The organism is Pseudomonas sp. DTU12.3 (assembly GCF_004124275.1).
Lineage (GTDB): Bacteria > Pseudomonadota > Gammaproteobacteria > Pseudomonadales > Pseudomonadaceae > Aquipseudomonas > Aquipseudomonas helmanticensis.
This window is the reverse complement of the sequence record NZ_CP027218.1, coordinates 3185333-3205785: the sequence shown is the minus strand read 5'-3', so window position 1 is coordinate 3205785 and position 20453 is coordinate 3185333. Positions and strand designations below refer to the sequence as shown.

Here is a 20453-nt window from a genome sequence, read left to right as displayed (position 1 = left end):
GCGATCACTCCATCAGGTTCAGAGGTTGCTGATTCTCCGGCGCCAAGGGATCATGAATAAAGCCCCGATCACTGCTGAATGATATGAGCCAAATGAATATCGCCAACGTCGACCTCAATCTGCTGAAAGTCTTCGAAGCCCTGTACGAGGAATCGAGCGCGAGCCGCGCGGCGCTGCGCCTTAACGTGACTCAATCGGCGGTCAGCGCGGCGTTGCGCCGATTGCGTGAGGTCTATGGTGATCAGTTGTTCGTGCGTACCGGGCGCGGTCTGGCGCCGACACTCAAGGCCAATCAACTGAAACCGGTGGTCAGCGAAGCGCTGGACAAATGCCGGCAAAGCTTGGCCATGGTTGACCCGGCGGCTACTCAGTACGAAGGCCGCTCGGTGACGGTCGGTCTGTCGGATGATTTTGAAATTGCCTACGGCCGGCGCTTGATCGAAGAAATCGCGCGCAGTGCGCCGAAACTGCGGCTGATCTTCCGGCAGACCCACAGCCAGATCGTCGCGCGGGCGCTGATGGAGCGCAGTATTGACCTGGCGATCACCGCCGGCGGCTTTGCCGAACGCCTGCTCAGTCGGCAGGTCTTGGGGGAAGGCGGTTATGCCTGTCTGGTCGATCCGGCAAGCCTTGCGCCGGGCCAGCAGCACATTACGCTGGAGGAGTTTGTCGCGCGCGAGCACCTGCTGGTGTCCTCCGGCGGCTTTATCGGCATCACCGATGAAGGCCTCGCGGCGCTGGGCCTAAGCCGCCGGATATGCGCCTCGACCACGCATTTCGCGGCGTTGCCCTACCTGCTCATCGGCAGTCAGGCTGTGGCGACGATCCCGAGGCACGCCGCCGAGCGTATCGCTGCGCTCAGCGGTCTGACACTACTGCCCTGCCCGCTGGATTTGCCGCGCTACCCGATCGAACTGGGTTGGCGGACCAGTACGCAGATCGATCCTGTGGTGGTCAAAGTGCGTGAGGCGATTGCCGCCAGCTTCAGGTAAAAAACCTTACTTGTTCGCCGCCATCAGCCGGTTGACTTCACTGCGCACCATATTGGCAAACTCCGGCGGCGACATGCCGTCCAGCTCTGCACGCACCCACTCGGCCCACTTGCCTTTACGCTTGCCGCGCTCGCCGAACAACCGCGCGGCCTCACCTTTGGCTTTGCCCAGATTGTTCTGCCAGAGTTCGAACAGACGGGATTTCTCGTCTTCCAGCGCCGCGCGCTCTGCGAGGGATTTGTCGGCCAGATTGAAACTCATGGGGAATTATCCTGCTGCGTAAAATGGCGACATCTTACACGCTCGACGGAAATCTCCCGTGCAGGTTTTTATTCCTGACCTAAATTCAGTGCAACTTTTCACGCAGCGCCACACTCCATTGATCACTGTCCATTCACCTGCAAGGAGTCACCCAATGGCCCGGAAATCCGCCGTTCAAGCCGCCGAAGACCAAATCAAGGATCAGGCCTTCAGCGAACTTCAGGCTCTGATCGAAGAGTCGGACAAACTGCTCAAGAGCAGCGCATCGCTGGTCGGTGAAGAAGCGGAAACCCTGCGCGGGCAAATCGCCCTGAAACTGCAGCAAGCGCTGGATTCGGTCTCCAGCGTGCGCGATCGCACCAAGCCGGCCGTCGATGCAACCGAGAGCTACATTGGCGGTCATCCATGGCAAACCGTGGCAATTTCCGCAGGCTTCGGCCTGGTGGTCGGGTTGTTGCTCGGTCGTCGTTGAAACATCGCGAGCATGTAACAGACAAGAAAAAGGCGAGCCCTGTGGCTCGCCTTTTTCATGCCTGCAATGCGCTCAATCCCCCGCCAGTTCCCGCAGCTGCGCCAAGGTTTGCTCATCCAGCACAATGCCTTCGGCCAGCGAGCGCGCGCGCTGCCAATGGCGACGGTCGCCCGGCAAACGCTTCAAACCGACGCCGTGCATCTGTCGCACCAGTTCCTGACTGCGCGTGGCGAAGTCCTGACCGGCGGCTTTGCTCGGATCGATGACAATCAGCAACTGACCAGTCCATGGCGTCCGTGCGCCCGGATGGTTCGACCAGTCGAACTCGAAGGAAAAATTGCCCCCGGTCAACGCCGCAGCGAGCAATTCCACCATCATCGACAGCGCCGAGCCCTTGTGGCCGCCGAACGGCAGCAACGCCCCGCCCTCAAGAATGGCTTTCGGATCGCAGCTCGGCTGGCCGAGGCCGTCCACGCCCATGCCCGGTGGCAAGCGCTCGCCCTTGCGCGCGGCGATCTGTACATCACCATGGGCGATGGCGCTGGTTGCCAGGTCGAAGACGATCGGTGCGCCGCCGGCTCGTGGGGCAGCGAATGCAATCGGATTGGTGCCGAACAGCGGCCGGTCGGCGCCGTGCGGCACCACGCAGGTCATGCTGTTGACCACGCTGAGCGCCACCAGGCCTTCTTCGGCAAAAGGTTCGACGTCCGGCCACAGCGCGGCAAAGTGATGGGAATTACGAATCGCCAACACCGCGATCCCGGCGTTGCGGGCCTTTTCCACTAATAGCGGGCGGGCCGCCGCAAGCGCCGGTTGCGCAAAGCCGTTGCCGGCATCAACCCGCACGAAACCGGACGCCACATCCTCGACCAGTGGCACGGCCTGACCGTTGACCCAACCGCTCTTGAGTGTCGAAACATAACCGGGGATGCGAAATACGCCATGACTGTGGGCGCCGTCACGTTCAGCCCCGGCGCAGTTGGCCGCCAGCGAACGTGCGACAGGTGCGGACGTTCCGTGGCGCAGGAAAACCTTTTCGAGCAACTGCGTCAGCGCTTCGAGCGACAACGCGGGCGAGACAGCAGAAGACACAGCATCGTGTGGCGCAGACATCTGAAGCTCCAGACTAATTATTGGAGGGAACAACAGCGTACTAATGGCTTGCCCTGCGATTAACCACGTCAGGCCCGGGTGCTGTCAACCGTTCAGAAGCGCCCATGCACATCTGCACCCCTTGTGTGCGGTAACTATGTACCACCTTCTATGACCGCAGGGCTTTTAGTCTGGCAGCTCAATTTACCGGCGCACTGAAAGCCGCCTGACCGAGACCCGACAATGTCCGCTTCCGTTCCACCGCTGCTGTTTCCCTCTTTTCTTGACTCTCCTGGCCTATGGGCCGAGCTCGGTATTGCACACAATCTGTCCACCCAGGACTTCAAATGGCTGCAGCATGTACAACTGGCTACCCAGGCCCTGCGCAGTCAGCAAACGCCGCCCATGCTTGCTCATCGCTTGCTGCTCAATACCGAGGATCCACCCGCCCTGCCGCTGGCCGGCTGTTTCATCCTCAGTAGCACTCCCGAAGACGGCGCTTTCCTGCTTTACACGCCGTTTGAAGGATTGAAGAAGTTCGACAACCTCAAGGCCTTGACCGGACACCTCGAACAACGCCTCAACGAAGCTGACGAAAAGGACCGGTTGCTGGCGTTCCTCGCCCTGTCGCAACGCAAATACCTGCTGGAAAAGCGCGGTATAACCGTGACCTGCCAACTCATCGACGGCGATATATTCGATGATCAGCGCACCGCGCTCGAACACTGCCAGAGCCTCAACGCCCAGGCTTTGCTCAACGAGACGTTGCACCTGCCCGCGCTCGGCGCCCTGCTTGAGACCATCCTTGCCCAATTGCTGGCTTCTACGATGCCGGGTGTGAACCAGGCCCAGACTCGTCTGAGTTTTCACGCGGGCACTGATACTGCCGATGATACGGGGCCGAGACGCTGGCTCGATTCAATGACACTGACTGATGCCGTGCTGCTTTATTACCGCCATGGCGGATGGCCTGCCGATCAGACCCGTGTATTTTCCCATCCGCACAGGCCGGCTCAGACTGACGACCAAAAACACTGGGAAAGCGCGGTCAAAAACGCCTCCGCCAACCTCCTGACCCGGCTTTACAAACAGATGGAAGTTTACTGGAACGGAGCAAGCGCCGACGGCAGCACACGGCGCGCGTTCTTCACCCAGGCCATCCGCCAACAGGCGCTCACCGACTTCGTACTCAAGCGCGAGGCGGGCATCATTGATGCAAAAAAATGCACAGACCTGCTGGCATGGATTGAACCCGATAGCGTTTCCCAGCGCTTTGCCACACTGGAAACCGTACGTTTGTGGGAATACCAGGCCAACTTCGTCGAGCTGGCAGGTTCGCTGATGTTCAGCCACACCGACGCCTGCCTGTACACCCCCTCTCAGGGGTTGCAGGTGCTCAAGGATTACCAGGATCTGAAAAATACACTGCTGAGCAAGTTCAGCAGTGCTGGCCACGAAGAGGAACTCTATGGCTTGCTGAGCCTGGAGGAACGCCAGCAGTTTCTTGGCTTCGACAAACCCCACGTCTCGGGTGAAATGATCGCTGGCGACATCTTTGCCGTGCTGCTGTCCGGCATTATCACCAAGCAACGCCAGAACATCGAATATGCCTTGCAGGTATTTCGTCACAGCGATGGTGCGATAGACATCCGCGCCCTGTTCGATAAAGCGCTGGATGTCCGCTCGATGCTCCACGATCGCCTGCTGACGCTCGACACCGAAGGGCGCTGGAGTACCCGCCCGGCACTCAGTGGCAGCGTTCTGCCGTCCTTGTTGACCGCGGATGCGGCGGCGGCTGAAACCAAGAAATTTGCCAGTGTGCTGGACGCCATCAGCGGCGACTTTGTCGCGCAACCGATCACAACGCCAGCGTTGCAAAGCCTGTACCTGGACAACATGAAAAACAAACTGGCGCATGCGCTGTTTGTCGGCATGACCGGTGAAGCCAGAATTCGCGTGCTCAACGGTACATTGCGCCGTGATGAACAAGCGATTGTCGATACGGTATTCAACCCCGAACAGCCTGAGCGCGCTCGGCGCAAGGGCCTCAACGGCTTCCGTCCCGACGCCTTTTCGCTCAGCTTGCAGGCTACCGGCCAGAGCGAAATTTCACCCTTGGCGAACTGCGTCATGCTGACCGAACGTGGAGGCCTCGATAATCAGCATTCAGGGCGCGCGCTATTGTGGACACCTGCCTTGGGCCTTGAAGTATTCGATTGCGTCGACGCGGTGCGGTCAGTTCTGAACCAGCGATTGCTCGACTCGGAAAAAAGACCGTTGTTGCTGGAGAACCTTTCACCGCTCAGCAATGGCTTTCACCAGAAATACACGATGGCAGAGTTCCACCTGATCGGCGAAAGCGTGTCAGAGAACCGCGTGCAATCGGCCATCGAGCAGTTTCTCCAGCGCTGCAAACGCGTGCGGGATCTGAATGTGCCGAAACTCGCCAAGAATAACGCGCTCAAAAACCTGAGCCAGCAGGTAATCGACAGCAACCTGCATCAGGCCAGCGCACTGGCCAAAGCCCTCGGCAAGCAACAGTCACTACCGGCATGGCTGGGCATGGCCGCGCTCGGCGATCAGCAACTGCATCTGGAAATACTCGAGCAATGGCGCAACAGCGTCACGGATGACAAAGACTATCTGCACGGTTTGCCAACTCTGCGTGACCACCTTCAGAAAACCCTGAAGGCGTTGCTGAACAGTCGCTTCCAGGCACCCGACCTTGATCCACAGCAGATCGCAATCACCCCGGCGCTGGCCTTGGCCGGCCCGGCCATGAGCCTGACCGATTTTGCCCTGAATCAAAGCCATGTCGCCCAGCAAATCAGCTTTTCGGTGACTTCGAGTACGACCAGCGCGTTGCCGAAGAACTTAGATCAGCAAGCAGTCAGAACCCTGCTGTTGTCACTGGATATCGGCACGACCTTCGCCAATAGCCTCACCGGCGCACTGTCAAGCAAAAACACCGACGCACAAGCGCGCCAACAGCGCTTTCTCCGTCAGTTGCCCTGGCAACTGCTGCAACATGCTCATCAGCTCAAGCTGCAACAACGGCTGAGCGCAACGGCCTTCGACTTGATCACTCAGATACTCGACATGCCAGATGCCACGGCGCGCGCGACGGTTCCCGGGGCGAATGCGCTGATCCGTCCATTGGAACTGGTCAAAACCACGGGTGCGAAGGCAATCAAGGCTCTAGGCATGTATCTGATCGGCCCGGCAACCGGAAAGCCCGGGCCACAAGTGCTGTATGCGCCGTACCACGGTGAACAGGCGTTCAGCGAATATGCCGATGATGCTGCCGTCATCGCCGCACTCAACGTTCCCGGTGCATTACAGAATTTGCTGGTGCGACGTTTACCCGACAGCGAACAATCGATCTTCGGCGCGCTGTTCAAGAGCAGTACCGGACAAACCAGCGAAATCACCCTCGCGTCAAAACCTGTCGACGGCAATGCGCTGATGCAACTGTTCAGTGACAACCTTGCGTTGTTGCCACGCTTGTTGAACAGTCATTCATTACCGTCGGCACAAGCGGACTGGGACGTGGCGAAAAATCTGTGCAGCTCCGGCATCAAACTGATTCGCGGGCTGCTGCCGGGCAAACTCGCCTACGCGCAGTTTCTCTGGCAAGCCTTCAAGGACTTCATGGATTCCGCCGAGGCGCTGCAGGATCATCACTGGAAGCGTGCGCTGGAAACGTTTATTGCCGGCGCCGCAGAAATGATCACCCTCGGTCGGCTTTCACTGGAGTCGACGCTGGTTGAGCAAGAAGCATCGGTTCCGCAGGCCGCTGTAGCAACACCGCCGAGTGTTCCCCACTGGCATCAAATCCGTACCACTGCGGCCTCTCGCACCCATCTGCAAACGTTCGAAACACCCACGGTTGTTTTGAAAGACCTGACACATAAAGCAACCGATGGTACCTACGAGGATCTGCCAACGAAGACTCTCTACGCGCCAATCGCCGGCAAGGTCTATCCGGTGGAGCAGCCTGGAGCGGTCTGGCAAATCAAAGGGACAGAACAGGCAGGCCCGGTACTGCAACACACGGCTTCCCGCCAACTCATGATCGATCCGGATAGGCACACCGTGCATTTCGGCAAAGCCTTGTCCAAAATGTACAACCGCCACGCCAACGAGCGAGAAGCCAGAGTGTGGTTGAACATCGAAGCCCAGGGCATGGCCGAAATCCGCGCCAGGCACCCGGAAAAGGCGCGGATGCTGACGCAGGCTGTTGACATGGCCCGGTACTATGCGCTCAACAGCTTGCACAACATGGCGCAATTGAAAAACCACGCCCCCGGGACGCGGCTGGACACGTTCCTCAAATCGTTCTTCGGCGTGCAACGCATCGATGCCGACATTCTCGCCAAGATCAAAAAAACCATCGTGCCGATCTGTGATGCTTTGGTCGACCCCACCGAAGACCTGATGAACACCGACCGTTTTGTCGTCGGCTCGAACAAATACCGCAACAGCGGGCTGATCGCCTTCGTGCTTGATGACGACTCGCGAAAAATTGTGCATTTCACTGAAAAATTCTTCAATCAGGGGCTCGACTGGTACAAGGACGGCCTGACCCAGCCGTTCAACGTCGAGGGGCATGCCCAGGCATCCACGCTGATCCATGAATTCGCCCATCAGGCCAACAAGGCCGTGGACATCGCGTCCCTCGAAGCCCGGCGGCCGTTCACTGACCTGATCGCCACCATTACCGGTTACGGCGCGGCGATGAAAGCGACCCAGACCCGATTCCAGCGCGAAGCACTGTCACTCGAAACGCCGCGCGAGGAGCTGTTCTCACGCTGGAGCCGGGAGTTGCAGAAATTGGTCAGCTTCGATGAGATTCCAGGTATCGAGCATGTCGCCAAGGAAATTCTCAAAGTCACGCAGAGCCCAACCGTCGAGGATGCACGAACGGCATTTCTGAGCACATCCAATCCACATCCGCGCATCGACACGATTTTGCGCAATGCCGATTCGATCGCTTTTCTGATCTGTGAAATGGGTCGGCAACTGGACCCGGTTACCAGCCCCAACGAAGCGCTGAGCTGACCGGCAAAAAAAATGCGCAGGCCATGGTGCCTGCGCATCGCTTGATTACGCGGTGAGGTCAGTCTTTCTGATCGCGCAACACGTTGCCCGAGGCACCGTCGATGCGGAACTCGTAGACCACGCCATCGGCTTTGCGCCCCTCGCCCTTCCAGTAGCCGTCGTTGTCGGCCTCGATCTCATACACTTCGACGTAACCGGCCTTGGTCTTGATAATCTCGATTGCCTTCTCGATGGTGATCCATCCCGCACCCGGGCGGTCGGCCATGGCCGCGCCGGCACTCAACAAGGCGGCGGTTGCCACGAAAGCTGCGAAGGTTCTTTTGATCATTTTTTCACTCCATTTATGGATGATGTTCGTCAGACGTCCTGTTTTTGGGTGTTGCCGAGGAAAATAAGTTCCAATTTGATGGGTAATTGCCATGACGGTTGTTCTCGACCAGCGGCCCGGAAGGTTAGAATGCAGCAAACCAGGATGAGTCAATGACCGAAGACACCCTCTCGGAAGCCGAATACGATGCGATCACCGATGCCGCCGCGCATTGGTGCATGCGTCTGCACGCAGTCGACTGCTCCGCCGAGGAGCGCGTGGCATTCGAGCAATGGCGTGAGGGGCATCCGCTCCATGCCTTCGAATACGAAGCGATGCTGGAGATCTGGGACGTCGCCGAACATCTGCCGCGTCCGGATCCTGTCGTCGCGCTGCCGGCCAGCAATCCGGCCCCGGCCTGGCGTCAATATGCAATCGCCGCCAGCATCTTCGCGCTGGGCCTGCCACTAGTCGCCTACACCGGGTGGAACATGGGCTGGCTACCCAACAGTTACCAGCATTTCGAAGCCAGCGACAATGTCCGCCAAGTCACTTTGAACGATGGCAGCCAGGTCGAGCTGAACCTGAACTCTGAGCTGACGTACAGCAACTACAAGGACGAACGCCGGGTCACCCTGAAAAAGGGTGAAGCGTTTTTCAGCGTCAGTCACGACATCACTCACCCATTCATCGTCAAGGCTGCCGAAGGTCGCGTCCGCGTCACCGGCACTCGCTTCAACGTGTGGATGTATGAAGATCAGGTACGCGTCAATCTGGTCGAAGGCTCGGTGCTGGTCACCAGCAACACGGCATTGCCTGGCGACGGTTTGCGCCTCGGCCCGTCGATGCAGGCGCAGTACAGGCATGGCGACTACACGCCACAGATCAGCCAGACCTACGACAATGACAGTTCACTGGCGTGGCGCAACGGCAAACTGATCCTCGACAACCTTGCACTGAACGACGCGTTGCCGCTGATCAACCGTTACCTGAACAACCCGCTGATGCTCGCCGACACCAGCACCGGCGCGATCCGCGTGGGCGGCGTCTACAACATCAAAGAGATCAACGGCCTCGTCAACTCTCTGCCCAAAGTGCTGCCGGTCTACCTGACCCGCAATGCCGAAGGCAATCCAGTGATCAACTCGATCCCCAAGCACGCACCGAAGTCCTGACAACCCAGTGGCAAGGGGATTTATCCCCGTTGGGTTGCGCAGTAGCCCCTTCTCCATCTGACTTGCCCCCTATATCCTCCGCCAACTCGACACAATGTGCCGCACGCCAAAAAGTCCCGGCGCCACAGGCGATTGCAGGTGAAAAAAAACCGCCGCCCTCAATCAGAGGACAGCGGCTTTCTCATTGCGACGCAGACGTCTATTGCGCAGCCACCTTCGCCGCCTTATCCGCCGCTTCGCTGATGCTCTGCACCTGATACTGCGGATCAGCCTTGATCTGCTGCTCGGTGAAGGGCAAGACGCTCCACTGCTTCTTCGAAAACGCTTCGGTCTGGTCGCGCGAGTATTTCGACGCCGGATCGCTGGACAGCGAGAACGCCAGCAGCCCCTGAGCGTGCGGTCCTTTATCGTCAAAGGTCACCACTTGCAGATAGCTGGTGCCGCTGACCACTTCGAGTTTGCCGTCTTCACGCGGAACGCTCTGAATGGCGTTGTAGATGCCGAGAGTACCTGGCCCGCCATGAATCGCGGTTTGCTGACCGCCACTGCTGACCACTTGGATATCGCCCCAGCGGGTATCAGGCTTGATGCCCATTTTGCTGCTCAGTTCCAGCGAGGCGAGCATCGCTTCGCGCACAGCTTTGCTGACGTCAGGCTGTTCGATGGCGAGGCCGCGCGGCGTGCTTTGCGCGGCCTTCGGGTCGAACGCGACACGCCAGACCTGCGGCGATTCCTGCAGGGTTTGCATGATGTTCTGGAAATGCACCAGACCGCTGCCGGAATCCAGATTCGCACGGCCATCCCAGGCCTTGAGGCTGGCGCAGACCGGTTTCAGTTTGCTCGCGACCGCGCCAAGATCCTTCGCGCAGAATTTCAGCAGGTCCGGTAATACCTGGCTCGCCAGATAGACGTTGTCGTCCATCACCATCTGTTGCAGATCCTGCACCGCCAACGGGCCTTGCTTGTCCAGCGACGCGAGACGATCCAGGGCGAAGCGCGAGCGCATACCCAGCGGTTGACCGTCCTGACTGATCAGCGGCGAGAAACCGGTCAGCGGTTGCGCCGGGTTGGCCAGCCACGCGGAATCGTTAGAGTGCTGGACGAAGTCTTTACGCAGCAGTTGCGGTAACTGGCTGGAGGCATAAATACCCGGCTGCGCGGCTTGCGGATCGATATCCCAGGCGCAGCCACTGCGGGTACCGTCGAGGACGATCATCTGCAAACCGGCGCGCGGATCACTGCACTTGGCGAGCTTGTCAGCGCTGACGTTCGGCACCACTGACAGGTTCATGTACAGCGTCTGGCCCTTGTCATCTACGGCCAGAGTATTGACCCACGGAATGCCCTGAATCTTGTGCACCGAATCCTGCAGATCCTTGAGACTGGTGGCCTGGTTCATCGCGTACCACTGTTTGAGCACGCGATCATTTTCGAGGTTGGCATCGCGCAGGCTGAACGCATATTGGTGATCCCAGTCGAGCTTGCCCGGCCACTGCACGATCGGCCCGAACTGCGAGCTGTAGATATCACGCGACACCGGCACGACCTGACCATCCGCCTGTTTCACCTGCACGGTCACCGTCTGCTTGCTCAGCGGCAGGGATTTGCCGTCGAGCAAGTAGCGCGTCGAATCCTTTGGATCGAGTTGCAGGCGATACAGGGTGAAGTGCTTCGAAGAGTCGACCGTGTGGGTCCAGGCCAGATGCTGGTTGAAACCGATATTGATCATCGGCAACCCCGGCAACGCCGCACCCATGACATCGAGTTTGCCAGGTATGGTCAGGTGCATCTGATAGAAACGCATGCCGCCGACCCAAGGAAAATGCGGGTTGGCCAGCAACATCCCACGACCATTGAACGACCGCTCACTGCCCACCGCCACAGCGTTGCTGCCGCGATCCAGGGCAAAGCGTTGCTGACGCGTGTCGGCCAGCTGCCAAGCGTGTGATGGCTGCTCGATTTGCGCGGTGGCTTGCGGCGGAGTGGCCCCGGCCAAGGCTTCGGCAAACTGCCCGACACCGCCTTCAACCAATAGCCGACGGGTCAGTTTGACCAGGTCTTCGGCGGCGATATCGCGTACCCACTCGCCTTGGCATTGCTGCGGCAGCCCTTGCTGACGGCGCTCGCCAAGATAGCGGTTATAGCCGGCGACATAACCCTGCATCAGGTCGCGCACCTCGGTCGGCTGCGCCTGCCAGAACGCCTGCACTGCCTCGGGCGTGTTCAGCCAGGTGAAGAACACATCGCTGACACGATTTTCACGCTCCTCGACGGTGAACTGATCCGGACCGAAATAACGCGAGCGTTGGCCGTTGACCGTAACGATCTCGTTGGCCAGCAAACACAGGTTGTCCTGCGCATAGGCGTAGCCAATGCCGAAACCCAGGCCGCGCTCGTTTTCGGCGCGAATGTGCGGCACACCAAAAGCGGTGCGACGAATATCGGCACTGGCCTGGGTGGCGGGACTGAGCGCATGGGCTGACAGACTCAGCCCGAGAAACATGCCGGCAAGGGCCAACCCGGTTAACTGCCTGGAAATAATCACACTCGCTCCTGATCGATAAGGCAAGGATCGGCCCGCGCAAGACGTAGGAAAGCACGCATTTCGCCGGGTCCGATCTGAAATCCATGCACGCGCCTGGGCGCAATGCAGCTGTTCAGGAAACGAATCGGCGAAAAAAAATTTAGCCAGGTCGACAGCTATCTGGAGCTGTGATTACGGGGAAACGACAAATCAGCGACAAATTTTCTACATATTGCCCTTCATGATTTGTCGTGCTGAAACGTCTTGTTTAGAGAGAGCACAAAAAACCCTTTCCTGATCAGGTCCTGAAAAGGAGTCACCGCATGTACAACTCGCAACTACCAACGGAAGGTAGCCAGGCGCCACAAGGAGCTTCCATGGGGCCGAGCGCCAGCGATTTCGGACAAAGGATCGAGCGCCACGGCAATGAACGAATCCGCCTGCTGCTGAAGAGTTTCGGCCTGCGCACCAGCCTGATTCGTCTGAAGGTCATCGACGCGCTGTTGAGCGCTGCGCATGGCAATCGTCGCCTTGGCGTGCGTGGCGTGCACAGCCAATTGCTCGATCTGGACATTCCGCTGTCGTTTCTCAGCGTGCGCGAAGTATTGAAGCGTTTGTGCGCCGAAGGCGTGATCACCATCAACGCCGACAAGAGCTACAGCCTGCACCCGCAGGCTGCTGCAATTCTCGACAACGAGTGATGCATCAAGCAGTCGCCGTCAGGGTTTGACCTTGCGGCGCATCACAGCGTTGATCACTACCACGACCACCGCCACACTGATGGCGATGTACTGGAACATTTTCTCACTGATCGCCCCGGTGTTTTGCAGCCAGGACAGGCCGAGCATGATTGCCAGCACCATGAGGGCGATCAGAATCGAGTATTTCAAGCGTTGCGACTGAGTCATTGCAGGTTCCTGAAGCGTTGAAATGTATCCGGTTTGTATCCGTTTGCATGCCAGGCGCATACCTTGTTTCGGGGATGCGCGGCGATTGCCGGAGTCTCATGTTACAGCCGCTGAAGAGTTTTGGCTTCATGGCGGCGTAACCATGAGGATTGTAGAAATGTTCCGTCGAATCGCCTGGCTGATTCCCCTGCTTGCCGTGCTGACCTTGAGTGGTTGCATCATATTTCCCCACGGCGGGTGGCACGATGACCACCATCGCTACTATGGCGGTGGCCCCGGCTACTACCATCGATAGAACAGGATTGTTCGCCCCGCTGGATGATGGCTGATCCCGTTGATTCAACAGCAAAAAATGCCCGCCTTCTGGCGGGTATTTTTTTGCCTCAAGATATCTCAAAGCCCCGCCAGCAAGCGCTCAGGGTGCACCGAAACAACCCGCTACTTTTTGAAATTTCCTGTCTCCGCAGACCGTTAGCACGCCCAGCCAAGCCCCCATAGGCTATGCAACAGGTTTTTGACAAAAGAGACAGGATGTCATGCAGAGAACACTCATCGCCCTTGAGCCGGTAAAAATCATTGGATTTTGCCTGGCCATAACCCTCTTCGAACTTCTGACCTACATGGCCAGCGACATGATCATGCCGGCGATGCTCAGCGTGGTTGAGGAGTTCGAAGCAGACGCACGTCATGTGCCAAATGCATTCAATCTTTATCTGATCGGCGGGGTCTGTCTGCAATGGCTGATCGGGCCGTTATCCGATCGCTATGGACGACGACGTTTGTTGTTGATCGGCTGCGCATTGTTTGCGGTCGCCATTTCGTCAGCCATCGCGACACGCTCGATCGAAGCATTCAATGTATTGCGCCTGATACAAGGCATGGGCCTGGGCTTTGTCGTCGCCGTCAGCTATCCGGCATTGCAGGAAGTTTTCCGCGAGGCCGATGCCGTGCGCCTCATGGCGCTGCTCGGCAACGTTGCATTGCTGTCTCCGTTGCTTGCGCCACTGTTGGGCAGCCTGTTGCTGGAATGGCTGAGTTGGCGACAGCTGTTTCTCGGCCTCGGGTTTGCCGCAGCGCTGGCCTGGCTGCTATTGCTGCTGTGCATGCCGGAAACCATCGGTGTGCTGAGCAATGACGGCAAACATCTGCCGCCGACGCCGCTGTGTTTCAGGCAGATCTTGCGACGCTACGCAGCGCTGCTGGGCAACCGCACCTTCCTTTGCGCAAGCCTTGCGCTGGGGTTCATGAGTTTGCCGCTGATCGCCTGGATCGGCCTTGCCCCCTTGTTGTTGATGCAATGGCAAGGCTTGTCTGCCGTGGAATATGGCCTGTGGCAGATACCGGTATTTGCCGCCGTAATTGTCGGCAACCTTCTCCTTGATCGACTGCTGCCTACCCACGCACTGCCGCGCTTGATTGGTCTGGCGCTCTGGCCTTACTGCCTGGGACTCCTGGCCCTGTTCGGCTCGATGCTGACCGATGAATCGGTGCCGGTGCTGGTCGCAGCGCTGGCGGTATATGCGGTCGGCCTGGGCATGAGCAATGCGGTGCTGTATCGAATCGCCCTGTTTGCCAGCGAGGACAGCAAAGGTCTGGTGTCCGCCATGATCGGCATGCTCTCGATTGCCGTCATGGGCGCTGGCGGCTGGCTGATTGCGACGCTTGGAGGTGGCACCCGCCTCGAACTCTTTGCCTTGTGGGCCGCTTCTGGCGGCCTGTTGTGCCTGCCCCTGTTGCAGCGTGTTCTGCGCACCTGACCGGGTGCGTTCCCTCTGCCCCTCTCGATGATGGATATTGATGATTAATCACTTTCCCCTGGGCGATGCGCTTTGTGCGTTGCCGCAGCCCTATTGCGCCGATTCCGTGCCGGCCGGTCTGTTTGACCGGGCGATGGCCGAAATCAGTCACTTTCATTGTCAGCAGACCCCCGGCTATCGGCATTGGCTGAAGGCCAATGGTTTACAGGAAAGCGACCTCGACAGTCTTGAAGACTGGTCGCGCTTACCAGCGATCTTCGCCAACTTCTTCAAGCAACAAATGCTGCTCAGCTCAACGGGAGACAACGCCCTGGAGTTGACGTCCTCCGGCACCAGCGGCCAGAAAAGTCGCATGCGCTATGACGAAAGGAGCATTGCCGGTGCGCAATACATGGTTGAGCGAATTTTTCAGCATTACGGCTGGAACACACCGGACACGCTGTGCAACTACCTGCTGTTGAGCTATGAACCGCAGGGGCAAATCAGCCTGGGAACTTCGTACACCGACCAGTTCCTGTGTCGCTTTGCCAAGGCCAACCGTGTCGCCTATGCCTTGCGCAACACTGGCGATGGTCATCAGTTCGACGTGTTCGGGGTGATCGCCGCTTTGCAGTCGTTCGCCGAAGAGGGTTTGCCGGTACGCATTTTCGGTTTCCCCGCGTTTCTCTGGCAGACGCTCGAGCACATGCAGGCAACCACCGTGAAAGACCTGCAATTGCCATCGGGTTCACTGGCATTTTTTGGTGGCGGCTGGAAAACCCGTGCCTGCGAGGAAGTCCCCAAGGCACAGTTGTATGCACGCATCCACCAGCAATTGGGCATCGACACCACGGATTGCCGTGATGGCTACGGCGCTGTCGAACATGCGGTGCCGTATATCGAATGCAGTCACCACCACTTCCATGTGCCGGTGTATGCCAAGGCCTATGTGCGCGATCCGGTGGACTTCAGCGTCCTGCCCTTTGGCCGACGCGGCCTGCTTGGATTCGTCTCGCCCTACATATCGTCAAGCCCCGCCCATGCGGTGGTCATGAGTGATCTTGCCACCCTGCATGCCGGCGCCAGTTGCGGGTGTGGATTGAGCGCCGACTGGTTCGAACTGCATGGCCGTGCCGGCACCACTGCCGGCAGAAGTTGCGCAATGGCTGCGGCCGAATTGCTCGGAGAGCATTGATATGTATTTGATCAACGGACAACTGCACGCCGATTACGATTTCGACAGCGCCCTGGAGCAATTGCATCAGGCGCTGCCGCAGCATCTGGCGAACCCGCTGCACAGCCGCACGGTGATTCACGCGGCGGCGCGTTTTGCCGAACAATTGCGCAGCGGCGATAGCAACGTAGTGCTGGATGAAGAACAGCGCCAGGCTTTGATCGGGTTTTGCCAGCCGCAGGCGCTGCAAAGCAAACTTGAACGCGAGCTCGGCGATCAACCCGGCTCTCTGCGGCGCCTCGATTACACGCAGTCACGCTTCGAGAACTGGAGCCCGCTCGGGCTGGTTGTGCACATCACCCCGGCGAATGCACCCATGCTGGCGTTCTGTGCAGTTGTGGAGAGCCTGCTGGCCGGCAACGTCAACTGGCTACGGCCCAGCAGCAGCGATCAAGGCCTGACTGCCCGCTTGCTCAACGCTCTGGTGCAATGCGATCCAAGCGGTCAGCTCAGTCACTACCTCGCCGTGTTGCCGGTAGCTACCACGCAAATCGCGCAACTGTGCAAACGGGCCAACGGTGTTGCCGCGTGGGGTGGCGCTGCGGCGCTGCAGGCGATTCGCCAACACCTGCCTTCCGGGTGCCGCTGGATCGACTGGGGACATCGCATAAGTTTCGTCTACATGACGCCCGACTCGGCAACCGAAGCGGCGCTGGACGCCATCGTCGACGAAGTCTGCCGCCTCGATCAGCAGGCGTGTTCGAGCCCCCAGTGGTTATTGGTCGACAGTGACGAGCCGGGCGTTCTCAAGCAAATCGGTGCGGCGCTGGCAGATGCATTCAGTCGTCGAGCCGAACGCTGGCCGCCGTTGCTGCCGACGCTGCAGGAAGCCTCGGAAATTACTAGCCGGGTGGCGATGACGCGACTCGGGCAGAGTTTTTCCGGATTGACCGCCGAGGTCTGGAGTGCCCCCGGCTGGCGCGTGATCTGGACTCACGATCAGGTGCTGACACCCTCTCCACTGTTTCGCACGCTGCTGCTCAAATCGCTGCCGCGCTCTCGCCTCGCACACGTTCTGCTCGATTGGCGCAACGTGCTGCAGAGTTGCGCGCTGGTGTGTCCTGCGGCACAGACCGGCGAACTGTCGCGCACCTTGATTGCGGCTGGCGTTACGCGCATCGCACCGATCAATTTGATTCATGACGGTTACGACGGCGAGCCCCATGACGGCGTCTATGCGCTGCAACGCTTGAGCCGCCGCGTCTCGGTCAGCTTGCCGGCAACGCTGCTGCCGACTCACGCGACGCTCGATCCGCAGCCTCAGGCGATAGACGTCAGTGACCTGCCGATCATGGATAAACAAGCCTTTGTCGAACGGCCTGCCAACGCGGCTGCGCAGTTGTTTTTCCGCTCGGGAGGCAGCAGCGGCACGCCGACCTTGTCCGGCTTCAGCCATCGCGACTTCCAGCGCCAAATGCGCGCGACCGCCGACGGCATGTTTGCCGCAGGCCTTGATCCGCGCCGCGACCGGGTGATGAACCTGTTTTTCAGCGGTGGGCTGTACGGCGGTTTTTTCAGTTTCGCCAAAGTGCTGGAATTGCTCGGCGCCACGCACCTGCCAATGGGTGCACCGGCCGATGACGATTACAACGAAATCGCGCAACTGATCGTCGAACAACGCGTGAGCGTGTTGATTGGCATGCCGAGCACCCTGCACCGCTTGTTCCTCAACGAGCAGCAGACGTTGCGCGATTACAACGGGATCGAAAAAGTCTTCCTTGGCGGTGAACACCTCAGTCAATCATGCCGTGAGCTGCTGCAAAGTTGCGGCGTCAAAAGCATTCGTTCGGCGGTGTATGGCAGCGTCGATGCCGGCCCGCTTGGCCATGCCTGCGCCGCGACGGGCGATGGCATTTTCCATCTGCTGAGCGATATCCAGTCGCTGGAAATTGTCGCGTTCGATGACGATGTGCCGGTTGCCGGCGACGAAGTTGGCCGACTGTTATTCACCTCGAAGGCGCGTGAAGGCCAGCCGATCCAGCGATATGACGTGGGTGACAGCGGCCGCTGGCTGTCCGGCGAATGTGCTTGCGGCCTGACATCGCCGCGTTTCGAGCTGTTGCAGCGACACGGTCGGCTGGTGCGTATCGGCACCGATTTCATTTGCCTGACCACGTTGGCCGAGCATCTGCAGACCGAATTTCAATTGCTGATGGCGCACGCGCCTGATGGCGTTGAAAGCCTGCTGTTTCGCAGTCCCCGCGAACCGGCAGATGTGCTCGAACGCCTGCAAGGCTATTCCATTCTGGCAACCCTGGTGCGCAGCGGACTGCTGAAACTGGAGGTCGAGGTTTGCCCACCGGCGTTATTCCACCGCAACAAGCACAGCGGCAAAACCCCTTTATTGATCGATGCGCGCCGTTGAAGTGCAGTAACCGTACCCGGCCTGGCGCCATTAGTTAAAGAGAACACCATGACAGCTGCAATCGAACTGAACCAGTTGGTCGGCTTTGCCCGAACGCATTCGAATTACTATCGCGAACATTTGCGCAACGTCTCGCCCTGTGTAGCGAGCCTCGATGAATTGCCGCTGATTGATCCGCACACCTACTGGCAATCGAGCCACGATCTCGATCATTGGTCAGTACTGACAGGCAGCCTCGCCAAGGCGCTGGTGTTCAAGACCGGTGGCACCACCAGCAACGGCAAACTGTCGGTATTCACCCGTGACGAATGGCAGAAACTGGTCAGCGACTTTGGCGTCCAGCTCACCGCGCAACTGAATGACGGCGACCGCATTGCCAATCTGTTTTTCGTCGGCGACCTGTATGCCAGTTTCGTGTTCGTCCACGATGCCCTCGCGCATACGGGAAGCGCCGTCACCGAATTTCCGTTTACCGGAAACGTCGATTCTGCAGTGTTGGCCGATTCGATTGTTCAATACCGGATCAACGTTTTAGCCGGTGTACCGGCGCAGTTGTTGACGTTTGCTGCATGGCTTGCGCGTCAGTCGCGCACGCTTGAAGGTATCGACACCCTGCTCTACGGCGGCGAAAGCCTGTTCGGCGGGCAATTGCTGCTGTTGCGCCGGGTCTTTCCCAACGCCCGGATCGCCTCGATCGGTTACGCCAGTGTCGACGCCGGTTTTATCGGTTTCAGTAGCCGTGACTGCGCCCTGGACGAACACCGCATGCTCGAGCGCCACAGTGTGGTGGAAATCCTCGATGAACAGACCGGTGAGGTTATCGAGGATTGCGGGCGCACGGGACGCCTGGTCCTCACCAATTTCACCCGTCGCCTGATGCCGCTGATTCGCTACCCGGTGGGCGACCTCGCCTGCTGGAAAGAACCTTGTGGCACACCCATGCGTAAATTCGCCTTGATGGGGCGCAGCATGGACAGCCAGCGTGTGCGGGTCGGCAGTATGACCCTGCTGACCGCCGAAATCGGCGAGATCGTGCAATGCATCGCTGCCGGAGGTGAATGGCAACTGGTGCTCGATCATTCGCACAACCGCGATGACCTGCTCCTGAAGTGGCGGCACGCGGCGCAGCGCCTCGACACGACGCAAGTCAGTGCAGAACTGCGCGCGGCGCTGATCGATCAGTACCCTTTGATCGAGCAACTGATTGCCGATGGATTACTCAACCTGCAAGTGGCGAGCTGCGCCGGGGAGGATTTCGCCTGTCATCCCCGTTCGGGAAAACACCAGAAAGTTGTCGACCTGCGCCTCTATGGCAATGCTTATCCGGAGCCGCACACATGAACATCGTGACCCTGAGAAACTACCGCAGCACCGATGCTGTGGCCGTCAGCCGCCTGTTCCGTGAAGTCTATGGCGACCACTACGTTCAGCCCCACGTCTATCTGCCCTACATGATCAGCCAGAACCACGACGATGGTCGATGGCATTCGCTGGTGGCCGTGAGCGGCAAAAAAATCCTCGGCCACACTACGCTGTTCAGAAATGCCGGCTCGCCGATCGCCGAACTGGCGCTGAGTGTGGTTCATCCGGCGATACGCGGGCAAAACATTGCCACGCGGCTAGGGCAACAGTTGCTGATCCATGCGCAAGCGCTGGGCTGCCGTGGTGTGACGATCAAACAAGTGACCCATCACACCTACTCGCAAAAAATGGCCGACAGGCTCGGGTTTCACAGCACCGGACTGTTACCCGACTACGCGCCTTCGCCATTTGGCGAGATATTGCCAGAGTCGATCGTCATGGGTTTCAGAGCCATCGACGACTACGAGCGGCCGCTGCCATCACTCGACTGGCCGGCCAGCTGCGCCGACTTCATGCAGCAGATGTGCAACCAGTTTGGCACGCGCAAAAACCCATCACCCTGGGTCGGGCCAGCGATGCATTTCGACCAACATTCAGGGCGTTATGACATGCTGCTCAAACAACTGAGCAGTGCCGTGCTCCAGCAACTGCGGCAATTGCCGGCACACTGGATGGTTTCGATCAGGCTCAGGTTGGCAGAAGGCTTTGCCGGCGCGTTGCACAGTCTGTCGATGGCGGGGTTCACGTTCACCGGGATTGTCCCCGATGATCGCAGCGACGGCTGGCTGGCACTGTTTCACCGCAACTACTTGCCGCGCCAGTTGCAATTGCACTGCGCGCGCATGCAACAGTTGCAGGATCAGATCCAACAAGGTTTCGGTGAGAACTGCAATACCGCGCGGCAAGCTGGCTGAACGAAGAACTGACAGGCCCGCCGAGAGATTGTGCGGGCCTTTTTCCATGG

Annotated in this window: 15 protein-coding genes; 10 read left to right on the top strand and 5 right to left on the bottom strand. The window is 59.0% G+C overall.

Annotation, left to right across the window (positions count from 1 at the left end):
• Positions 1-83: 83 nt before the first annotated feature.
• On the top strand, positions 84-992 hold the full coding sequence (locus C2E19_RS14665) for a LysR family transcriptional regulator (RefSeq protein ID WP_129393559.1): 909 nt from the start codon (positions 84-86) through the stop codon (positions 990-992).
• 6 nt (positions 993-998) lie between these two features.
• Here C2E19_RS14665 and C2E19_RS14660 read toward each other — a convergent pair whose 3' ends face one another.
• Entirely contained in the window at positions 999-1253 is a 255-nt protein-coding gene (locus tag C2E19_RS14660) for a hypothetical protein (protein ID WP_007917411.1), read from the bottom strand.
• Positions 1254-1407: 154 nt separating this feature from the next.
• Here C2E19_RS14660 and C2E19_RS14655 point away from each other — a divergent pair, with 154 nt between their 5' ends.
• Positions 1408-1725, top strand: coding sequence for a YqjD family protein (locus C2E19_RS14655; RefSeq protein WP_016982860.1), 318 nt, complete (start codon positions 1408-1410; stop codon positions 1723-1725).
• A gap of 72 nt (positions 1726-1797) precedes the next feature.
• Here C2E19_RS14655 and C2E19_RS14650 read toward each other — a convergent pair whose 3' ends face one another.
• Positions 1798-2838: an Ldh family oxidoreductase gene (locus C2E19_RS14650; protein WP_129393556.1), complete on the bottom strand. Its 1041-nt coding sequence runs from the start codon at positions 2836-2838 to the stop codon at positions 1798-1800.
• Between the two features lie 222 nt (positions 2839-3060).
• Here C2E19_RS14650 and C2E19_RS14645 point away from each other — a divergent pair, with 222 nt between their 5' ends.
• Positions 3061-7878, top strand: a complete 4818-nt coding sequence (locus tag C2E19_RS14645) for a dermonecrotic toxin domain-containing protein (protein ID WP_129393552.1) — start codon at positions 3061-3063, stop codon at positions 7876-7878.
• Positions 7879-7936: 58 nt separating this feature from the next.
• Here the strand turns inward: C2E19_RS14645 and C2E19_RS14640 are convergent, their stop codons facing one another.
• Positions 7937-8206, bottom strand: coding sequence for a PepSY domain-containing protein (locus C2E19_RS14640; protein ID WP_122855145.1), 270 nt, complete (start codon positions 8204-8206; stop codon positions 7937-7939).
• Positions 8207-8358: 152 nt separating this feature from the next.
• Here C2E19_RS14640 and C2E19_RS14635 point away from each other — a divergent pair, with 152 nt between their 5' ends.
• Positions 8359-9360 carry a FecR family protein gene (locus C2E19_RS14635; RefSeq protein ID WP_129393549.1) on the top strand — a complete coding sequence of 334 codons (1002 nt, stop codon included), beginning with the start codon at positions 8359-8361 and terminating at the stop codon, positions 9358-9360.
• A 199-nt stretch (positions 9361-9559) separates the two neighbouring features.
• On the opposite strand, the gene C2E19_RS14630 is transcribed toward C2E19_RS14635, so the two are convergent.
• The gene (locus C2E19_RS14630) at positions 9560-11905 is read right to left on the bottom strand and encodes an acylase (RefSeq protein ID WP_129393546.1); all 2346 of its coding nucleotides are present in this window, start codon (positions 11903-11905) and stop codon (positions 9560-9562) included.
• A 302-nt stretch (positions 11906-12207) separates the two neighbouring features.
• Between C2E19_RS14630 and C2E19_RS14625 the strand changes: the two genes are divergently transcribed.
• Positions 12208-12585 carry a fe2+ zn2+ uptake regulation protein gene (locus tag C2E19_RS14625; RefSeq protein ID WP_129393542.1) on the top strand — a complete coding sequence of 126 codons (378 nt, stop codon included), beginning with the start codon at positions 12208-12210 and terminating at the stop codon, positions 12583-12585.
• Between the two features lie 18 nt (positions 12586-12603).
• On the opposite strand, the gene C2E19_RS14620 is transcribed toward C2E19_RS14625, so the two are convergent.
• On the bottom strand, positions 12604-12792 hold the full coding sequence (locus C2E19_RS14620; RefSeq protein ID WP_129393538.1) for a hypothetical protein: 189 nt from the start codon (positions 12790-12792) through the stop codon (positions 12604-12606).
• Positions 12793-13328: 536 nt separating this feature from the next.
• Here C2E19_RS14620 and C2E19_RS14615 point away from each other — a divergent pair.
• Genes C2E19_RS14615 through C2E19_RS14595 form a run of 5 tightly spaced genes read left to right on the top strand, consistent with a single transcriptional unit; the run spans position 13329 to position 20403 of the window.
• Positions 13329-14549, top strand: a complete 1221-nt coding sequence (locus C2E19_RS14615) for an MFS transporter (RefSeq protein WP_129393535.1) — start codon at positions 13329-13331, stop codon at positions 14547-14549.
• 43 nt (positions 14550-14592) lie between these two features.
• The gene (locus C2E19_RS14610; protein ID WP_129396124.1) at positions 14593-15723 is read left to right on the top strand and encodes an acyl-protein synthase; all 1131 of its coding nucleotides are present in this window, start codon (positions 14593-14595) and stop codon (positions 15721-15723) included.
• A 1-nt stretch (position 15724) separates the two neighbouring features.
• Positions 15725-18127 carry an aldehyde dehydrogenase family protein gene (locus tag C2E19_RS14605; protein WP_129393532.1) on the top strand — a complete coding sequence of 801 codons (2403 nt, stop codon included), beginning with the start codon at positions 15725-15727 and terminating at the stop codon, positions 18125-18127.
• A 48-nt stretch (positions 18128-18175) separates the two neighbouring features.
• The gene (locus C2E19_RS14600) at positions 18176-19468 is read left to right on the top strand and encodes a phenylacetate--CoA ligase family protein (protein ID WP_129393529.1); all 1293 of its coding nucleotides are present in this window, start codon (positions 18176-18178) and stop codon (positions 19466-19468) included.
• A complete protein-coding gene (locus C2E19_RS14595) occupies positions 19465-20403 on the top strand; it encodes a GNAT family N-acetyltransferase (RefSeq protein ID WP_129393525.1) in 939 nt (312 codons plus the stop codon). The genes C2E19_RS14600 and C2E19_RS14595 overlap by 4 nt, the downstream gene beginning before the upstream one ends.
• The last annotated feature ends 50 nt before the right edge of the window (positions 20404-20453 follow it).